The organism is Pseudarthrobacter sp. LMD1-1-1.1, assembly GCF_040676255.1.
GTDB lineage: Bacteria > Actinomycetota > Actinomycetes > Actinomycetales > Micrococcaceae > Arthrobacter.
In genome coordinates this window covers 985,313-1,002,600 of record NZ_JBEGHP010000001.1, presented here as the reverse complement: position 1 = coordinate 1,002,600, position 17,288 = coordinate 985,313, and the positions used below count along the sequence as shown (strand labels likewise).

16 protein-coding genes are annotated in these 17,288 nt (G+C 67.6%); 4 read left to right on the top strand and 12 right to left on the bottom strand.

The features are described from left to right. Positions 1 to 8: 8 nt before the first annotated feature. Positions 9 to 1,580, bottom strand: a complete 1,572-nt coding sequence (locus tag MRBLMD1_RS04810; protein WP_364397827.1) for a transporter — start codon at positions 1,578 to 1,580, stop codon at positions 9 to 11. Further along, positions 1,562 to 2,356, bottom strand: coding sequence for an ABC transporter ATP-binding protein (locus MRBLMD1_RS04805; protein WP_159631661.1), 795 nt, complete (start codon positions 2,354 to 2,356; stop codon positions 1,562 to 1,564). Before MRBLMD1_RS04805 ends, MRBLMD1_RS04810 begins: the two co-directional genes overlap by 19 nt. Positions 2,357 to 2,407: 51 nt before the next feature. Here MRBLMD1_RS04805 and MRBLMD1_RS04800 point away from each other — a divergent pair, with 51 nt between their 5' ends. Then, positions 2,408 to 4,285: a Na+/H+ antiporter gene (locus tag MRBLMD1_RS04800; RefSeq protein ID WP_159631660.1), complete on the top strand. Its 1,878-nt coding sequence runs from the start codon at positions 2,408 to 2,410 to the stop codon at positions 4,283 to 4,285. Between the two features lie 10 nt (positions 4,286 to 4,295). On the opposite strand, the gene MRBLMD1_RS04795 is transcribed toward MRBLMD1_RS04800, so the two are convergent. The 4 genes from MRBLMD1_RS04795 to MRBLMD1_RS04780 are packed head-to-tail and all read right to left on the bottom strand — an operon-like array spanning position 4,296 to position 8,429. Then, on the bottom strand, positions 4,296 to 4,574 hold the full coding sequence (locus MRBLMD1_RS04795) for a DUF3253 domain-containing protein (RefSeq protein WP_224026460.1): 279 nt from the start codon (positions 4,572 to 4,574) through the stop codon (positions 4,296 to 4,298). 28 nt (positions 4,575 to 4,602) lie between these two features. Further along, complete coding sequence (locus MRBLMD1_RS04790) at positions 4,603 to 5,700, bottom strand: NADH:flavin oxidoreductase/NADH oxidase (RefSeq protein ID WP_224026461.1); 1,098 nt, start codon at positions 5,698 to 5,700, stop codon at positions 4,603 to 4,605. Then, on the bottom strand, positions 5,700 to 6,707 hold the full coding sequence (locus MRBLMD1_RS04785; RefSeq protein ID WP_364397823.1) for a tetratricopeptide repeat protein: 1,008 nt from the start codon (positions 6,705 to 6,707) through the stop codon (positions 5,700 to 5,702). The genes MRBLMD1_RS04790 and MRBLMD1_RS04785 overlap by 1 nt, the downstream gene beginning before the upstream one ends. 51 nt (positions 6,708 to 6,758) lie before the next feature. Continuing rightward, on the bottom strand, positions 6,759 to 8,429 hold the full coding sequence (locus MRBLMD1_RS04780; RefSeq protein WP_224027172.1) for a hypothetical protein: 1,671 nt from the start codon (positions 8,427 to 8,429) through the stop codon (positions 6,759 to 6,761). Between the two features lie 233 nt (positions 8,430 to 8,662). Here MRBLMD1_RS04780 and MRBLMD1_RS04775 point away from each other — a divergent pair, with 233 nt between their 5' ends. After that, complete coding sequence (locus MRBLMD1_RS04775; protein WP_159631656.1) at positions 8,663 to 9,976, top strand: AI-2E family transporter; 1,314 nt, start codon at positions 8,663 to 8,665, stop codon at positions 9,974 to 9,976. Positions 9,977 to 9,989: 13 nt separating this feature from the next. Here MRBLMD1_RS04775 and MRBLMD1_RS04770 read toward each other — a convergent pair whose 3' ends face one another. Beyond that, positions 9,990 to 10,787, bottom strand: coding sequence for an alpha/beta hydrolase (locus tag MRBLMD1_RS04770; RefSeq protein ID WP_364397821.1), 798 nt, complete (start codon positions 10,785 to 10,787; stop codon positions 9,990 to 9,992). A 45-nt stretch (positions 10,788 to 10,832) separates the two neighbouring features. Then, positions 10,833 to 11,186, bottom strand: coding sequence for an ATP/GTP-binding protein (locus MRBLMD1_RS04765; protein WP_159631654.1), 354 nt, complete (start codon positions 11,184 to 11,186; stop codon positions 10,833 to 10,835). A 128-nt stretch (positions 11,187 to 11,314) separates the two neighbouring features. Between MRBLMD1_RS04765 and nucS the strand changes: the two genes are divergently transcribed. Further along, entirely contained in the window at positions 11,315 to 12,010 is a 696-nt protein-coding gene (nucS, locus tag MRBLMD1_RS04760) for an endonuclease NucS (protein WP_159631653.1), read from the top strand. Positions 12,011 to 12,314: 304 nt separating this feature from the next. Next, positions 12,315 to 12,518 carry a cold-shock protein gene (locus tag MRBLMD1_RS04755; RefSeq protein WP_011692441.1) on the top strand — a complete coding sequence of 68 codons (204 nt, stop codon included), beginning with the start codon at positions 12,315 to 12,317 and terminating at the stop codon, positions 12,516 to 12,518. A gap of 130 nt (positions 12,519 to 12,648) precedes the next feature. Here the strand turns inward: MRBLMD1_RS04755 and MRBLMD1_RS04750 are convergent, their stop codons facing one another. Genes MRBLMD1_RS04750 through MRBLMD1_RS04735 form a run of 4 tightly spaced genes read right to left on the bottom strand, consistent with a single transcriptional unit; the run spans position 12,649 to position 17,288 of the window. Next, a complete protein-coding gene (locus MRBLMD1_RS04750; RefSeq protein WP_201302406.1) occupies positions 12,649 to 15,246 on the bottom strand; it encodes a bifunctional lysylphosphatidylglycerol flippase/synthetase MprF in 2,598 nt (865 codons plus the stop codon). After that, positions 15,228 to 16,556 (bottom strand): alpha/beta hydrolase-fold protein, encoded by a 1,329-nt coding sequence (locus tag MRBLMD1_RS04745; protein ID WP_159631652.1) that lies wholly within the window; start codon positions 16,554 to 16,556, stop codon positions 15,228 to 15,230. Before MRBLMD1_RS04745 ends, MRBLMD1_RS04750 begins: the two co-directional genes overlap by 19 nt. A 5-nt stretch (positions 16,557 to 16,561) precedes the next feature. Next, positions 16,562 to 16,993 carry a DUF2550 domain-containing protein gene (locus MRBLMD1_RS04740; RefSeq protein ID WP_159631651.1) on the bottom strand — a complete coding sequence of 144 codons (432 nt, stop codon included), beginning with the start codon at positions 16,991 to 16,993 and terminating at the stop codon, positions 16,562 to 16,564. 10 nt (positions 16,994 to 17,003) lie between these two features. Then, complete coding sequence (locus MRBLMD1_RS04735) at positions 17,004 to 17,288, bottom strand: F0F1 ATP synthase subunit epsilon (protein ID WP_018760117.1); 285 nt, start codon at positions 17,286 to 17,288, stop codon at positions 17,004 to 17,006.

Here is a 17,288-nt window from a genome sequence, read left to right as displayed (position 1 = left end):
TGGAACTGTCAGCGGTTGACGGTAACCTGCGCCAGGAGTTCCGGCCCGCGGGCCTCCAGCCACCTGCCGCCCAGCCGGACGCCGGCCCCGAAAAGGACCAGGCCCAGGACGGTTCCCACCGCGAGGTTGAGCCAGCCGAACAGGATGTTGCCCGTGACCGCCTGGGCAACCAGCAGCGCGGCCTCCGGCAGGACCAGCACCATCAGGACCAGCATTCCCACGAACTGCACGGCCAGGGTCTGCCCCACGTTGCCCGGCGGTTTCTTGAACGGGCTGTCCCCCGGCATCGGGACGGTGACGGTGTAGCGGGCCGATACCACCGAGGAAAGGCCCAGGCCGGTGAAAAGGATCCCCAGGCTGAACCCCAGCTGGCCGGGCAGTGCCGTCCAGTTACCCGTGAAGGCGGCGTAACCCACTGAGAACACCAGCACCACGGGCAGCGCAAAGGTCATGCACGCCAGTGCCCGGCCCAGCCGGTCCGCCACCCCCCTGACGCCGGTGGCCAGGTGCAGGGCAAACGCGGTGTTGTCATAGGAGACGTCGGCGGAGATGGACCAGGCCAGAATGAAGGCGGCCACGGGGGCAAGGAAAGCTAGGCTGCCGTAGCTGCCCGTCTGCGTCCCCTGGAACGCCAGGACCACCGGAAGCAGCGGGATGACCACCAGGGAACCCGAGTACCGCGGGTCCCGGAGCCAATAGGTGAGAGACCTGGCCATCACCGCACCGGCCGGGGTGGGCGGCAGCACGCCGAACAGTCCCAGCCTGCCGCCCCTGCGCTTCCCCGCGCCGGCGTACGGCGGGGTGACCAGGGCCCGTTCGAGCAGCAGCTTCCAGCACCAGGCCAGGGCGCCGAGGACCGCCACCGCTACCAGCAGTTTCACCGCGGCCTGCCCGGGCCGGCCCGACGCGACGTCGCCGCCCAGTGACCATGGCGCCCCGAGCGGCGTCCAGGACAAGGTCAGGGCGAACTCTGGCAGGAACCCCGTGGATGCCGGGATGCCGCGGCCGACCCCTGCCACGATGGGGCCCAGCAGGACCAGCGGCACCATGACCGCAATGGCGCTGATGTCCTTGAAGCGCCGGGAAGCCGCCAGGCTGGCTGTTGCGGTGGTGACCACCTTGGCCAGCACAATACAGGTCATGACACCCAGGCACGCCCCGGCCAAAGCGGCGAGCGCGGGGAGCACGCCCCGTGACCAGGTGACCACCGTGGACAGTGACACGAGCGCGGTGGCCAGGCCCGGGATGCCGATCAGGCCGCCAAGGGCAAGGCCGGCAAGCAGCTGCTTCATGGGGACCGCAAAAGTGGTGAAGCGGGCCGGATCGAGGGTCATGTCCGTGGCGGAGGCCACCACCGGAACCACGGCCCAGCCCAGGACGGCGGCGGAGCCGCCCAGGACCACGGCCGTGTGGGCGGTCACCGGACCGGCGTTGCGCAGCAGGACAAGGGCGATGACCAGCGTTGCCACCACGCCCAGGGCGTAGAGCCCGGCGATGGCCATCCCCACCAGCTGCCAGGGGCTGCGGCGCAGTCCGTTGCGGAGCAGCGTGAGCTTGAGCCTTAGAAGGTGCGCAACCATTCCAGCCCCTCCGTGTGGCTGTGGCCGCCAACCAGCTGTACGAACCGGTCCTCCAGCGAGGCTCCGGCGCGCACCTCCTCCACCGTGCCCGCGGCCAGCAGCCGGCCTTTGGCCACCACCGCCACGTGGTCGCACATGCGCTGGACCAGGTCCATCACGTGGCTGGACACGATGACCGTTCCGCCGGAGTCCACGTACCGGTCCAGGATGGAGCGGATGTTCGCTGCAGACACGGGGTCAACGGCTTCGAAGGGCTCGTCCAGGACCAGGAGCCGCGGGGCGTGGATGAGTGCAGAGGCCAGGGCAATCTTCTTGGTCATGCCCGCCGAGTAGTCCACCACCAGTGTTCCGGCGTCCTGGCTGAGGTCCATGGCAGCCAGCAGCTCCCCCACCCGCGCGGCCACCACGTTCTTGTCCATGCCGCGCAGCAATCCGGCGTACGTGATCAGCTGCTCTCCGGTCAGCCGGTCGAAGAGCCGGACCCCGTCGGGCAGGATCCCCATGAGCCGCTTCGCTTCAAGGGGGTGCTGCCAGACGTCGACGCCGTGCACCACGGCGGTGCCGAAGTCCGGGCGCAGGAGGCCGGTGGCCATGGACAGTGTGGTGGTCTTGCCTGCACCATTGGGTCCCACAATGCCAAAGAATGAACCGGCCGGGACCTCCAGGCTGATACCGTCCACCGCGATCTTGCCGCCAAACCGCTTGGCCAGCCCGCGGATGGACAGGGCCGCCACGGGGCCGGGATTCGACGCCTGGTCAGGCATGGGAGCAGTCATGGTGCCAGCCTAGTCCGCGGGCCGTCGCTGCGGGGGTGCGAAACTAACCTCATGGACATTGCCCTGGGCCTCCTGGTGATCGTTGCGGTGGTGTGCGCCGGCAGCGCGGCGGGGCGGAAGCTCAATCTCCCGGTTCCGCTGCTCCTGGTCCTTGCGGGCGTGGCAGGATCCTTCCTGCCTTTCATCCCGCAGGTCGAGCTCAATCCCGAACTGGTCCTGGTTGGCCTGCTGCCCCCGCTGCTCTACGCCGCCGCGTTCCGCACATCGTTGTTCGACTTCACATCGAACCGCCGCTCCATCGGGCTCCTGTCCGTGGGCTATGTCATCTTCGGCACACTGGGGGTCGGGGCGGTGGTCTGGTGGCTGTTCCCGGAAATCCCGCTGGCTGCCGCCATCGCCCTGGGTGCGGTGGTGGCTCCCCCGGACGCCGTGGCGGCCACGGCGATCGCACGGAAGGTGGGCATGCCCCGCCGGATCGTCAACATCCTCGAAGGCGAGTCACTGGTCAATGACGCCACGGCGCTGGTGTGCCTGCGCGCGGCCGTGGCCGCCATCGCCGGCTCGGTGTCAGCACTGGATGTGGCGGGCGGCTTCGTGGTGGCGGCCGGCGGCGGGCTGGCGGTGGGCCTAGCCGCCGCGTACATCCTTACCGAAATCCGGAAACGGATCAGCAACGTGGCCATCAACACCTCCACGTCGCTGATGGCCCCGTTCGTTGCCTTCCTCCCTGCCGAGGCCATCCACGCCTCCGGTGTGCTCGCCGTCGTCGTCACCGGCCTGGTGATGGGCACCAAGGCGCCGTCCATGCCCAACGGGGCCGCGCGGCAAAGCGCCCGCAGCAACTGGGACACGGTGCAGTTCCTCCTGGAGAACTCCGTGTTCCTGCTGATCGGCCTGCAGGTGCGGACCATCATCGACAGCGTCCAGGACGATTCCCTGGGCGCGGGCCGGGTATGGATTGGCTGCGCCGTGATCCTGGTGGCCGTGCTGGTGCTCCGGCCCATCTGGGTCTTTCCCGCCACATACCTCCCCCGCCTGATTCCTTCCGTGCAGCGCAAGGACCCCGCACCGCCTTGGCAGTTTCCCGCCATCGTGTCCTGGGCGGGCATGCGCGGCGTCGTCACGCTGGCCGCCGTGCTCACGCTGCCCGATGACCTGGAACACCGCAACGTCCTGGTCCTGGCCGCCATGGTGGTGGTGGCCGGCACCCTGGTGCTGCAGGGCTTTACGTTGCCGGCCCTGGTCCGCGCCCTGGGTTTGCCCGGGCCGGACCGGCGCGAGGATGCGCTGAACCAGGCCTCACTGATGCAGCTGGCCACCACTGCGGGCATGGAGCGCCTGGAGAAGCTCCGGCGGGACAGCGATCCACCTGAAGTCATGGACATGCTGCGGCGGCGGACCCAGGAGCGGGGACTGGCAGCCTGGGAACGCCTGGGCAGGCCAGCGGCAGAGGCAGCCACCCCGAGCCAGCGGTACGCCCAGCTGCGGATGGCCATGCTGGAAGCCGAACGGGAAAAAGTCCTGGAACTCCGGCGCGGCGGGGACTTCGCCCATGAGGTCCTCAGCGAAGTCCTGGAGCGGCTGGATGTGGAAGAGTCCATGCTCGATGCTTCCCTCAACGAACTCGACTCCGCTGCCGGCGGCGGTGGCGGTGAAGGGCTCTCCCAGCCGGGCGGCGTCTGCGACCACCTGACGGCGGCCATGCCGGCACCGCTTCCCGACAACCCGGCCTGTGCAGGCTGCGAACGGGAGGGCACCACACCGGTGCACCTGCGCATGTGCCTTGCCTGCGGACACGTTGGCTGCTGCGACTCCTCGGCGGGACGTCACGCCAGCCGCCACTTCAAGGAAACCGGCCACCCCGTCATGCGCAGCATCGAACCCGGCGAAGAATGGCGCTGGTGCTACGTGGACGACCTGCTCGGCTGACGGCCGGCCTTCACGGCGCCTTGCGGATCCGGATCGGCCCCTTTGCCGTGGCGGGATCGACGACGGAGCCGCCCTGGGTGATGTGGACCTGGCCGGCGTCAACCAGGCGCCGCGCAGCTTCGCGGGCCGGCTCCATGAGGTGCCGCCAATCGTCGCCGCCCACCGCCCTGGCGGCATCGGACGGGCAGATGGTGGACGTTGCCGCCCGGGAAGCGAGCAGTTCCAGGATTTTCGCTTCCAGCTGCCGCCCAACCGGGATGTCAGGGCCGTCCCCGGCAGAGTCTGCCATGCCTGGCTCCGTCTTCACGGGATGGGGCTTAGAAGGTCCGCCGCGGGATGGCCCGCTCGTACTGGGGCGGCCAAGCCATGTCGTGGCCCAGTTCGAACGCGGCCCGGAGCCACCAGTGGGGATCGCGCAGCGCGGCCCGGGCAATGAAGACGCCGTCGGCCTGGCCTGTGGCGATCGCGTGCTCCGCCTGTCCCGGCGTGGTGACCAGGCCCACCGTGCCGGTGGCGATTCCGGCCTCCCCGCGGATGGCGGCGGAAAACCCGGTCTGGTAGCCCAGGCCCGGCTTGATCTGCTGGTGGGCCACCGCCCCGCCGCTGGAAACATCCACCAGGTCCACTCCACGGCCGGCCGCCTGGCGGGCCAGGCGGACCGAGGCTTCCTGGTCCACGCCGCCCGGCGCCCAGTCGGTGGCCGAGATCCGGAGCAGCAGGGGCATGGAATCGGGAATCACGGCGCGGACCGCGTCAACCACGGCCAGCATTAGCCGGTTGCGTCCGGCCTCGTCCCCGCCCCACTCATCGTCACGCTCGTTGATCAGCGGGCTCTGGAACTGGTGCAGGAGGTAGCCATGTGCCCCGTGGATCTCCATGGTGTCGAAGCCCGCGGCCACCGCGCGTTCAGCGGCTGCGGCAAAATCGGCGATGACGCCGTGGATTTGTTCCACCGTCATGGCAGCTGGCGCCTCGTAGCCCTCGAACGAGGTGGTGGACGGACCAACGGTGTCCCACCCGCCTTCGGCGGCGGGAACACTGCCGTGCCGGCCGGAGAAAGGCCAGAACGTGGACGCTTTCCGGCCCGCGTGGGCCAGTTGCACGCCGATCTTGGTGCCGGCAGTACCGTTCCGGTGGACGAAGGAAATGATCCGCTGCCAGGCTTCCGCCTGCTCGTCGTTGTACAGGCCGGCATCCCGGGGGCTGATCCGGCCTTCGGCGTTCACGGCCGCGGCTTCCGTGAGGATCATCGCCGCGCCGCCCACGGCGAAGCCGCCCAGGTGCACCAGGTGCCAGTCGTTCGGAACCCCCGGGGCGTCGTCGGGATCGCAGCTGTACTGGCACATGGGCGACACCCAGCCCCGGTGCTGCAGCTCCATGGACCGCAGCGCCAGCGGCTGGAACAGGGCCGGCACTAGAACAGCACCCGGGCCAGCGCCTGGCGCGCCTTCGCCACGCGCCCGTCACCGGCGCCCACCACCTCGAACAGTTCCAGCAGCCGGACCCTTGCGGTCTCACGCTCCGGACCGAAATTCCTGCCGATGAAGGCCACCAGCCGGTTCAGTGCGTCCTCCACGTGGCCGCCGGCCACGTCCAGGTCCGCCACCCCAAGCTGGGCTTCCAGGTTGTCCGGCTCGTTCGCCGCCAGCGTGCGCAGCGCTTCGCTGTCCTGGGCCGACACGGACTGCAGCCGGTCCATCAGCTCCACCTGGGCCAGGCCGGCCTTGGCTTCATGGTCCGACGGCATTTCCTTCAGCGCCTGGCGGTAGGCCTCGGCCGCGGCGGCGTAATCCCCGGCTTCGATCGCGTCGTACGCCGCCTGGTGCAGCGGCGGCAGCGGTGCCGGCTCCTGCTCAGCGGCGCCGCCGGCGTCAAGGCTTCCGGTGACGCCGTTGGCTGCGGCCACCTTGAGGAGTTCGTCGAAGAGGCTGCGCACCTGCTGCTCCTCCGCAGACCCCTGGAATAGCGGTACCGGCTGCCCCTTCAGGACGGCGACGGCGGTGGGGACGGCCTGCACCTGGAAGGCCTGGGCAAGCTGCGGGAAAGCTTCGATGTCGGCGGCCCCCAGGACCAGGCGGCCACCGTAGCTGGCCACGATGCGGTCGAGGGTCTCCACCATCCTGCCGGACTCCGGCGAGTAGGAAGCCCACAGCGCGAACACCACGGGAACCTGTGCGGACAGTTCCACCAGCTGCTGGAAGTTTGCTTCGGTGACGTTGACCTTGAGCTCGGGTCCGCCTGCCGCCGCGCCCGGCTGCCCTTCCTGCGCCTCCCCTGCCGGCGGCCCTGACGGCGAGGTGCCGGAGGGGGCTGTGCCGGAGGGAGCTGCGGGGCGCTTCAGTGAGGAAAGGTCGACGGCGCCGCGCAGGTTAAGCAGGTTGGCAGCGGCAGGAGGGACTGGGCGGGAAGCTGGCGAACTCATGTTTCCCACTCTAGCCACTCCGGCCGCTGCCGGTGGTAATGCAGTCAGGCGCTACTTGAAGCTGGCGCCCACCAGGCCGCGGGTGGCGGCAACGAGCTTCATCGGGTCCGTCGATCCTGCCGGCGGCACGTAGACAGCCATCGATTCGGCGAAGTTCAAGACCATGCCCGTGGTGGTTTCCTTGCCACCGGCCAGGGCTGCGGCATCGTCACCGATGCTGAGCTTGTCGCCGGCAGCCTTCGGGGTGCCTTCGAAGCCGAAGTTGATCCGGCCCAGGACCAGGGCCCCGCCGTCGGAGGTCCGGAACACCACGGTGCTCTCGGGGACCACCTTGTGGGTGAAGGAGAAGTTGCCGTTCTCGCCGGCCTTGACCACCTCTGCCTGGTAGGACAGGGTGTCGGCGATGTACGGCGAGGAGTCGCCCTCGACCAGCTTGTCCTTGAACGGCGAGTCCGCGGACGTGAGCCTGTCGGCCAGGCCGGACATTGCTTCCTCGCCGCTGTAGAGCAGCCCGGACTTGTCCGACGCGGCCAGGGTGTCGGTGCCGCCCCGGCTGATGTTCGGGAACGTGGTTCCCGGCTGCAGGGGCGTGGTTTCCATGAGCTTGTAGTTCTCGCGGGGCGACTGCTGGACCAGCGTCAGGATCTGCGGGACAACGTTGCCTTCGCCCTGGGTCACGGCCAGCACCGAACGCGGCCAGTCACGGTCGCTGGTGACCACCGTGGTCAGCAGCTTGGTGGAGCGCACGGGCATGCGCGGCTCGTAGGAGCCCACCTGGGAGCGGATCTTGTAGTTCTGGGTGCGGATTTCCAGTTCGGGGCCGGCAACGCGGTCCGCGAGCTTGGCGGCGTCCTTGGCCGCGTCCCCTGCATCGGTGGCGCTGGAGACCTGCTCCAGGATCCGGCGGAATTGTGCGTCCAGCAGGACAGGCGATCCTGCTGCTTCCTTGGCCGGCGATGAGGCACTGCCGGAAGGCTGGGGGCTGGGGCTGGCAGCCTGGGCGGCCGTGCCCGATGCGGCCAGCACTGCTGCTGCCACACCGGCTGCCACCATGGTGACCTTGGAGGACGACGACGGGTCCTGGTTCTGCGTCTTGCGGGCACGGGCGCGGGCAGCGAAGCCGGAGTCGCCGCCGTTGTCGCCTTCACCGTTTTTCCGGCGGGCAGAGAGCAGCGCCAGGACGATTCCGCCCACGATCAGGAGGCTGCCCAGGACCATCAGCGGAACAGCCCAGGGAGTGGACGTGTCGTTCGGGAACGTCATGGACACTGTGGCCGGTGCCGGCTTGGTGCCGTCGGAGGCAAGCAGGAGGCTCCAGTCGCCGTCGGCGGGCGGTGTCCAGGTGTATTCAAGCTCGCCGCTGGCGTTCTCGTTGGACACCCAGAGGTCCGAACCGGCCGGGTTCGGTGCCGTGCCTTCGCCGTCGGCGTGCTCAACCTGGAGCGACTTTTCGTCCTCGGACACCCCGGTGATGGTGTTGTGGGCTGTCTTGCCCACCCAGGCAGCCACGTCATCCGGCCGGCCGGAGGCCAGCATGAAATTTCCGTCGCCCTGGACGTTGATCTTGACCGTCCCGCCGTGCAGGGTGCGCAGCTTCTGGTCAATAACGGTCAGCGGCGCCGCTGCGGCATCGGCCGGCGCGGACGCGGTGAACGTCTCGGAGGGAGCCCAGATGGTTCTCTGGCCGATACCGGCCAAAAGTGTCAGGAGGCCGAGCAGCACAAGTGCGGCTGCAGTCTTTAAACGCAAGGGAAACACCTATCATCAGCGGGGGTTTGCCTTCAATAGTAACCTTTTTGTTACCAGAGCCCCCTTTTTTGCCCGTCCGCCCCGGCCCGGCCAGCCAGCGTCCGGCGCCTTCGGCTCGTGGTGACAAGCCTGCTGATAGTGTTTGCGATGATCATCACACCGGCCCGCGCAGGCGGTGCCACGCACGGAACAGGCCCCCAAAACCATTGACTGACAAGACGGACCCGTCCTCGGCTGCAGCCGGAAATCCAGGGGATCCCAGGGGCCCGGTTCCTGCCGCCGTTCCTCCGCTCGGCATGGCAGCACGCCGCGGGGGTTCAGCCGCTGCGGCCCTTGGCCATGTGGTCCGCCGGCTTCGCCAGCCATTGCCCGGCGCCCAGCCCAGGCTTCGGTTCGAGATGCCACCGGAATACACCGGACAGGCCCCGGAAGCGGACCACGACGGCGACGAGGAGCCGCAGTTCGGCCACCCCGGACCGCGCATGTCCCCCCAGCACCCGTTGTACATGGGCTTCATGGGCACCGTGGGCGTGGGACTGGCGCTGCTGGTCTACTGGATCGGTTCCCACACCACGCAGCTGCTGCTGTGGATCGTGGCCGCGCTGTTCATCGCCCTGGGCCTGGAACCGGTGGTGGGCTGGCTCGAAAACCGGAAGATCCCCCGGCCTGCCGGCATCCTGGTCTCCGTGGCAGTCCTGATGGGCGCTGTGGTCGGATTCTTTGCCACCCTCATTCCCACCATCGTTGAACAGGTCTCCGAAATCGTGCGGCAGGCGCCGGACTGGGTGCGCAACTTCATGGATTCGGATTTCTTCCGCAGTGTTGACGACCAGTTCGGCGTGCGCGACCGGATCACCGAGGAACTGAACAAGTTCGTCAACGACCCCGCCGCGATGGGCGGCATTTTCGGCGGTGTGCTGGGCTTCGGATCCACCGTGGCCAACAGCCTCTTCGGCGCCCTGATCGTCCTGGTCCTGAGCCTTTACTTCCTGGCAGCGCTGCCCGCCATGAAGAAGTGGGGCTACCGCCTGGCCCCGCGCTCCCGGCGGAAGCGGGTGGCCGCCCTCTCGGAGGAGATCACGCGGTCGGTGGGAAACTACGTGATCGGCCAGGCATGCGTGGCCCTGCTCAACGCCACCTTCGCGTTCGTGGTGATGTCCATCGTGGGCATTCCGTTCGCCCTGCTCCTGGCATTCGTGGTGGTCCTGCTGGCCTTCATCCCCCTGGTGGGCGGGATGATCGCGGGCATCGTGGTCACCCTGGTGTCCCTCACCGAGGGCTGGCAGGCGGCGGCCATCTACGCTATCTGCTACTTCGCATACCTGCAGTTCGAGGCGTACTTCATTTCACCGCGCATCATGCAGAAGGCCGTTGCAGTGCCCGGTGCCGTGGCGGTGATTTCCGTCATCGCCGGCGGCAGCCTGCTGGGTGTCCTGGGGGCCTTGATCGCCATCCCCACGGCCGCCGCCGTGCTGCTGCTGGTCCGGGAGATCTACATCGTCCGGCAGGACCAGCACTAGCGCTGCGGGAAGCCTAGGCTCCGGCAGTCGCCGCCGGACCGTTCCATTCCTGCGGCAGCTCCGCACGGTCAGGGTCATGACTGACCTGGGCCACAATGTCGTTCAGCACCCGGGCCGCGTACTTCTCCCCCACCCACAGGTGCTTGGCCCCGGCCACGCCCACCACGCGGGCCTGCGGCACCAGGCTGAAGCGTTCGGCGGCCTCGGCCGGCTGCAGGAAGTCGTCATGTTCCGGCACCAGGACGGTGAGGGGCTTGCCTGATTCCGCCCACATCTGCAGGTGCTTGTCCGTGGCGCGGTGCAGCGGGGGCGAGAGCAGCACCGCGCCCTCAATCTGTCCGGCCACCGGTTCCACGGCGCCGTACATCAGCGCCAGCTCGGTCCCGAACGACCAGCCCACCAGCCACCGGTTGGGCAGGCCCCGTTCCACTGCGAAGCGGACAGCTGCCTCCACGTCGTAGCGCTCGCCCACTCCCTCCTCGAAGGCGCCGCTGCTGGTGCCGCGCGGTGAGGCGGTGCCCCGGGTGTTGAAGCGCAGCACCGCGATGCCGGCCAGCGCCGGAAGCCGGTAGGAGGCCTTCCGGTAAACGTGGGAATCCATGAAGCCGCCGTGCGTGGGCAGCGGGTGGAGCGTGATCAGCGTGGCCTTGACCGGACCCGACTCGGGCAGCGCCAGCTCCCCCACCAGCGTGTGGCCGTCCTCTGTCTGCAGCTCGATGTTCTCGCGCCGGGCAGGCAGGACGGTGGAGGCACGGATGGGAGCGGGGCCCTGGGTCGGGCTGAATTCGTACGACGCCGGATCAAAAGTCATGCCTGCCAGCTTAGCGACAGCGGAGGTTCTTCTGCCGCGCCGGGGTCAGCGGTAGCGGTAGCTGCGCGTCATCCAGCAATTGGTGTGCCAGTGCCGACGTTCCGCCAGGCCGGCGGCAGCTCCAAAGAGATGGTCGTCCTTCCACACCACCAGGTGGGCGATCCCTGGCAGCACCGCGGTGGAGCATTCGGGGCAGATGTAGGTCTTCTCGGCATTTTTGGCGGTCATGGTGCGGACCATCCACTCGCCGTCGGGCGCGCTTTCCCGGCGGGCGATTCCGGCCCGGGCACGCTCAAGGTCCAGTTCGGGAACGTCCGCACTGCCCTTCCGGCCTGCGCCCCGGCCGGAAACAGGGCCCTTGCCGGAGGCGGGGCGGCGGGGACGGTTGGAACGCGGCATGCCTCCATTCTGCCCCAGCCGGTTGCCGCGCCTAACCGTGGTCCCCCCGCCCGTGGCTTGCTGCCGTCCCGCCCGGCCACCCGGCGTCGACCATGGCCTGCCGGAGCCCACGCGATAGTCTGTACGGCGTGCGACTCGTCATAGCCCATTGCTCCGTTGATTACGTTGGCCGCCTCAAGGCCCATCTCCCCCTCGCCACCCGGCTCCTGCTGGTGAAGGCGGACGGCTCCGTGCTGGTGCACTCCGACGGCGGTTCCTACAAGCCGCTGAACTGGATGAGCCCGCCGGCAACCCTGCGCGTTACGTCCCCGGACGAGGTGGACCTCGAACTGGGCGTAGTGGAGCAGTGGACCGTGCAGTCGGCCAAGACCGATGACCGGCTCATCATCAACATCCACGAGAAGGTCAGCGAGTCCTCCCACGATCTGGGCGTGGACCCGGGGCTGATCAAGGACGGCGTGGAAGCGGACCTGCAGCGGTTGCTGGCCGACCAGATCGAAACGCTGGGCCAGGGCTACTCTTTGATCAGGCGCGAGTACTTCACGGCGATCGGACCCGTGGACATCCTGGCCCGGGACGCCGATGGTGCCACGGTGGCCATTGAACTCAAGCGCCGCGGGGACATCGACGGCGTGGAGCAGCTGACCAGGTACCTGGAACTGCTCAACCGCGATCCCCTGCTGGCACCTGTCCGCGGGATCTTTGCAGCCCAGCAGATCAAGCCGCAGGCGAAGGTACTGGCCAACGACCGCGGGATCGACTGCGTCACCCTTGACTATGACGCCATGCGCGGGGTCGACGACAGCGAATCCCGGCTCTTCTAGAATTCCCTTTGTTGCTTCGGGCACCTAATTGGCGCCTTTCCAGATGGCCTTCCCTGTCACCTGTTTTTTACCTAAATTTTTTCCTTTTTACTGTTCGGGCCGTTGACCTGCGGGAACGGGCATGAAATTCTTATCTCAGTCTTTGTGTAGGTGTTTTTCATGCTCGCAAGACATGTTGCGAGCGCGAAGCTCCTGCAGCGCCGGACCTGTCCCAGGCAAGGCAATCCAGGATTCTTCTCGCGGAGTGACCAAGGTCGGCACGAGGTGTGCCGGGCTTAAAAAGTTCCACAATGAGGAGAAATAAATGGCACAGGGAACCGTCAAGTGGTTCAACGCTGAAAAGGGCTTCGGCTTCATCACCCCGGACGACTCGGATGGCGATGTCTTCGTTCACTACTCCGAGATCCAGACCGGTGGCTTCAAGACCCTCGACGAGAACCAGCGCGTTCAGTTCGAAATCGGCCAGGGTGCCAAGGGCCCCCAGGCCACCGGCGTAACGCTGGTCTAGTACCGCCCGGCCGCCTGGCGCGGCTGTCAGCAAAAACAAATGATCCCCGGCGCAATTGCCCGGGGATCATTTGTTTTTGAAAATATGCGCCGCAAATATGACTTTATCGTTGAGCGGCGTATGGCCGGTGTCAGGTCACTAATTTGCGGACCAGGCGGGCGCCCTGGGCAAGGGAAAGCCCCGGCAGGTAGGCGCGCGTCAGCGCCCTCCCGATGGCGGGCAGGTGCAGCGGGTCCTGGTAGTACAGGTACAGCGCCCGGTACTCGGGCTTGAACCGGGATTTGAAGGCTGCCAGGGAGCGGAAGCCATAGACGGGCTCAAGCGCGTGGCCCACCAGGTCCAGGATCCTCACGAGGTTCTGCGCGCCTTCATCGGTGGCGGCTGCGTCTTCCTCCCTTTCGGCGTCCCCTGCTGCGTCGCCCTGGGCTGCGTCCTCCGGACGGCTGGCCAGGGGCGAGCCTGACAGCGAGATCATGTCCACTGAATCGCGCAGTTCAAGGACGGCAGAAGCGATCAGGAACTCCATGACCCCGGGAAAGCCCTCACTGCCCCTGCGCATGACGTCCAGCGTCCGGCTGACCAGCCGCCCGCCGTCGTACACCGGAAGCCAACTGGTCACGCCGTGGACCGCACCGTTGCCGTCCACGGCCAGGCAGCAGAGGACTTCCTCGTCATCGAGTTCGTCCACTCCCCCAAGCGTGAAGCCCATTTCGGGAACGGATTTACCGGCCGCCCATTCCTCGGACACTTCGTTCAACCGCGACCTGAGTGCGGCCGGCAGCGAATGGTAGGAGCCCCAGACGGCGTGCACCCCCAGCTTGGCGGCGCGGTTCAGGGCCGTCCTGACGTTCTGCCATTCCTTTCCCTTGAACTCCAGCTGGTTCAGCGCCAGCCGCGTCTCCTGCGCCACCGCCACCCGGGAGAAGCCCCGTTCCCTGAGCGCCGGCCACAGCGTGTCGTCGCAGGAATACAGTGCGGGGATCAGCGCCTGGCTGCGGCAGTAGTCCAGGAACCCCTCCGTCACGCGCTGCTCCGCCTTGCGCTCACCAAAGGCGCCGCCCAGGGTCAGTGCCACCGTCCCGTGCTGCTGGAAGGCCATGGCACCGGCGCCGTCCGGGCTGAACCAGTACGTGTTGGGCTCCCACAGCGCCATCCAGGACAGCGGGCCGCCGCCCTGGTGGAGCAGTTGCCGGGCGCGGTCCCGGTCCTGCCGGCCGAAGTTCAGGCCATGGTGCCGGCCCACGAGGACCCACCACACGGCCACCAGGGCCACGAGCCAGAAGATTGGCCCCGAGTAGGCGAACAGGAGGGCTTCGGCGCTGTCCCGTTCCGGGAAGACCCGGCGGAAATGCTGGGGTATGGGCACCGGAACATACTGCCGGGCCAACTCCGCGAAAAGGCCCAGCAGGCCGCCGTCGCGGGCCAGGCCGCCGGACGAGAACCAGGCCACGGTGTAGGAACTGGCCAGGACAAGCCACGTTCCGCAGACCACGGCCCCGAGGGTGCGCCGGGCACCCGGCCGGGTCTGCACGCGGAACTGGCGGCGGTTCAGCCACAGGACCACCGCCAGCAGCAGGGGGACGACCACGAGTGGAAGCACGTGGGCGAAGGCCGAGGACAGCGGCGTGGCATGCGTGCCCTGAAGGCGTGAGGGAACCAGTGCGAACAGGGCCAGGTAGACCGCTGCCAGCGCCGTGACAGCCAACTGGATGGCCAAGGCTATGTTGAGCGCCAGCCGGCGGCCCCGGCGCATGCCGTCCGCGCAGATCAGCAGCAGGATGACCGGCACCACTGCCAGCGCCAGGCCGAACGGCCCGGCGAATCCTGCCCTGCCTGTTTCCAGGCAGGAGGCATCAACGGTGGCGCCACAGTTGAACACGAGCTGGCTGAGCGTGGGCATCGGACTCAGCACGACGTCCCGCAGCAGGGCCAGCGGGCCGGTGGGCGCGCGCGTGATTCCCGTCAGGATGGGGCCCACGGCAAAGACGGCAACGGTGAGGGCCAGGAGGTTCCTGGTCTCGCGGCCGGTGGACCGATGGCGATGGAGCCGGCCCTGGTCACCCTGGATCCACCACCCTGCCAGGAGGCCAAGCAGGGCACCGATGAGCCCAATGATGGTCTCGGCGTGCCCGACGTACAGAACCAGCAGGATCGAGATCGACAGCACCACGGTGCGGAGCCGGCGCTGCCACAGCAGCGTGATCCGCGCACTGGCGGCAAGGCCCGCCGTCAGGACCGGCGCATAGGGCCCGATGAGGCTGTCATCCACCATCCTGTCCAGCCAGCCGTCCCCCACGTACCCCGCCAGCTGGGTGACCAGGAGGAACACCGTGACGGCGGCAAACTGGCCGCCAAAGAAGAGTCCGACGGCGGCGCGCCGGCCCAGCTTGCGCTCGGCGAGTCCGAGCAGCAGGACAATCATCAGCGACGCGGTGAGGTAGGCCAGCGGGTTGGTGGCGAAGAACAGGCTGGTGAACAGCGACCACCACTGCCCCTCGCGCAGGCCGGGCCCGCTGACGGACGCCAGTCCAAGGAGTTGCTCCGGCGGTCCATCCAGGAAGCTCCCGGTCAATGCGGCAGCAGCCAGGAAGGCGACCAGCACACCAAGTGTGAAGGGCATCGATTTCAGTGTGCCCAGCGCCTGCCGGACGGCAGGGCGCCCGACGGCGGCCCACATCAGGACGACGGTACGGTCCGGTTTCCGGGTGCTCACCACTGCAGGCCCCATTGGCTGCCCAGGAACTGCAGTGCGTCCGCAAAGCGCTTGGACGAGGTATCCCAGGAGTGGCCTGTGTGTTCCACCTCGTGTGCCTGGACGGTGAAGCCCGCGTTCTCTGCCGCGGCGGCCAGTGTCCGGAGGTTCCCCACGAACTCCGGATCGTTTTGGCCTGCCGTAAGGTACATGCCGCTGGACTCGAACCGTTGGTGTTTCATGATCTCCAGTGGAGTCTGCTTGGTGAATTCTTCGGGGTTTCCAGGAAAGGCGGCGTCGATGGTCTTCTGCCGTTCCTTGGCAATGGCGGGTTCGGCCTCGCTGGAAAATGCCAGCACGTCCGCGTAGATGTCCGGATGCCGTGTTCCCATCTGCACTGCGCAGGTGCCGCCGAAGGAGAACCCGCCCACGGCCCAGTGGCGGTGGTTGGTGTCCACCGCCAGGGTGGAACTGATCCAGCGGGGCACGTCCTGGGACAGGTAGGTGTCTGCCTTGGCGATGCGGCTGTCCATGCACATGGTGTTTGCGGACTGCGACCCGTTCGGGTCCGGAATGACCACCACCGGGGCCACCCCGCCGTGTGCGGCGGCGAATGAATCCATATGGCCGCGGATTGCGCCGCCGGTGAGCCAGTCCGCCGGGCCGCCGGGCTGCCCGGCCACCAGAACCAGCACAGGCAGCGCCGGCCTGTTGGCAGCAAAATAGGCAGGGGGAAGGTAGATGAAGGCATCCCGGGTGGACATCCCGGACGCTGTTCCCGGGATAGCGGACTTCCGCAGTTCGCCTCCGGCCGGCAACTCGCCCTCGGGCTTCCAGCCCTGGAGCGGGACACCGTCAGATTCGCCGGCGTGCCGCATGACGTCCTGCTCGAGGACCGGTATCCGGGCCAGTGCCGTTCCCAAAAGGTCGCTTACCGTCCTGTTCAGGCCAAAGTAGGCGTTGATCTGGATTGCTGAGAGCAGTACCACCAGCAGCATGGCGAGGATTCCGGCACCGCGTCCGCCCCAGCCCGTCCTGGGCAGGCGGAGCAGGCCCAGGAGGACCGCCGCCACACCGGGCACCAGCCACAGCAGTACGGGATCCGGCAGGTCCTCCGGGAAGACAGTGAAGACATTGATGAGGGCCCAGTGCACCGTGGCCACCAGCGCAAACGCGGCGGCGGCAGCAAGGAGGATACGCAGCGCCCAGGTCCGGGCCCGGTGCACGGACGTCATGGAGGCACGCCGGGGCGGCACCAGGAGATAGGCTGCGCCGCCAACTCCCAATACCAGGACGGTTCCATACAGTGGACCGTCCGTGAGCCGGATGTCTGAAAACCAGTCCACGCCGGCTAGCGCCAGGTCCCCACGCCGATGACCGGACCCGCTTCCAGCCAGGAGGAAAGACCCGTATAGGCGTCGAATTTCATGGCGAAGTGCAGGTCCTGCCCCTCGTACCGGAGTTCGACGATCACCACGTCCGGCTGGACTTTGACGGCTTCAGCTTCGGTGGGTTTCCTGCGCCCCAGGAGCTCCAGGGAGCTCCGTTTGAAGGTGTACTTGGGGCGGACGCTCAGGGATATGAGCCTGAACCATTCAAGGTCGTTGTCCTGATAACGACAAACCCCCATCTGCCAGCTGTTTCCAGCTACGCAAATGGAGGCGTCCACCGTGCCGAGGGCACGCCGCAGGTTGAAGCGGCGCACCCCCGAAAGGCACAGTGCAAAGATCAGCAATCCGAACGCGATTGCCAGTGCGATGAACGAAATACCCGGTGCGTCCATCAAGGTCGTGCTAGCGGATCCCAGCGGTAGCCGAGCCGCCCAGCTGGGCGTTGTCAGCAACGATAACCACACGGTTGTTGTCGACGGAGAAGAATCCACCGTCCACATCTACCGCAATACGGTCCCCGGATACCGGCTGGATTGCCAGTTCACCCTCGGCCAGGATCGCCAGCAGGGGCGAGTGGCCGGGCAGGATTCCGATTTCACCATCGCTGGTGCGGGCCTTGACCATCTTGGCCGCTCCGGACCACACAAAGTGGTCCGCTGCGACAATCTCAACCTCAAGCTCAGCCAT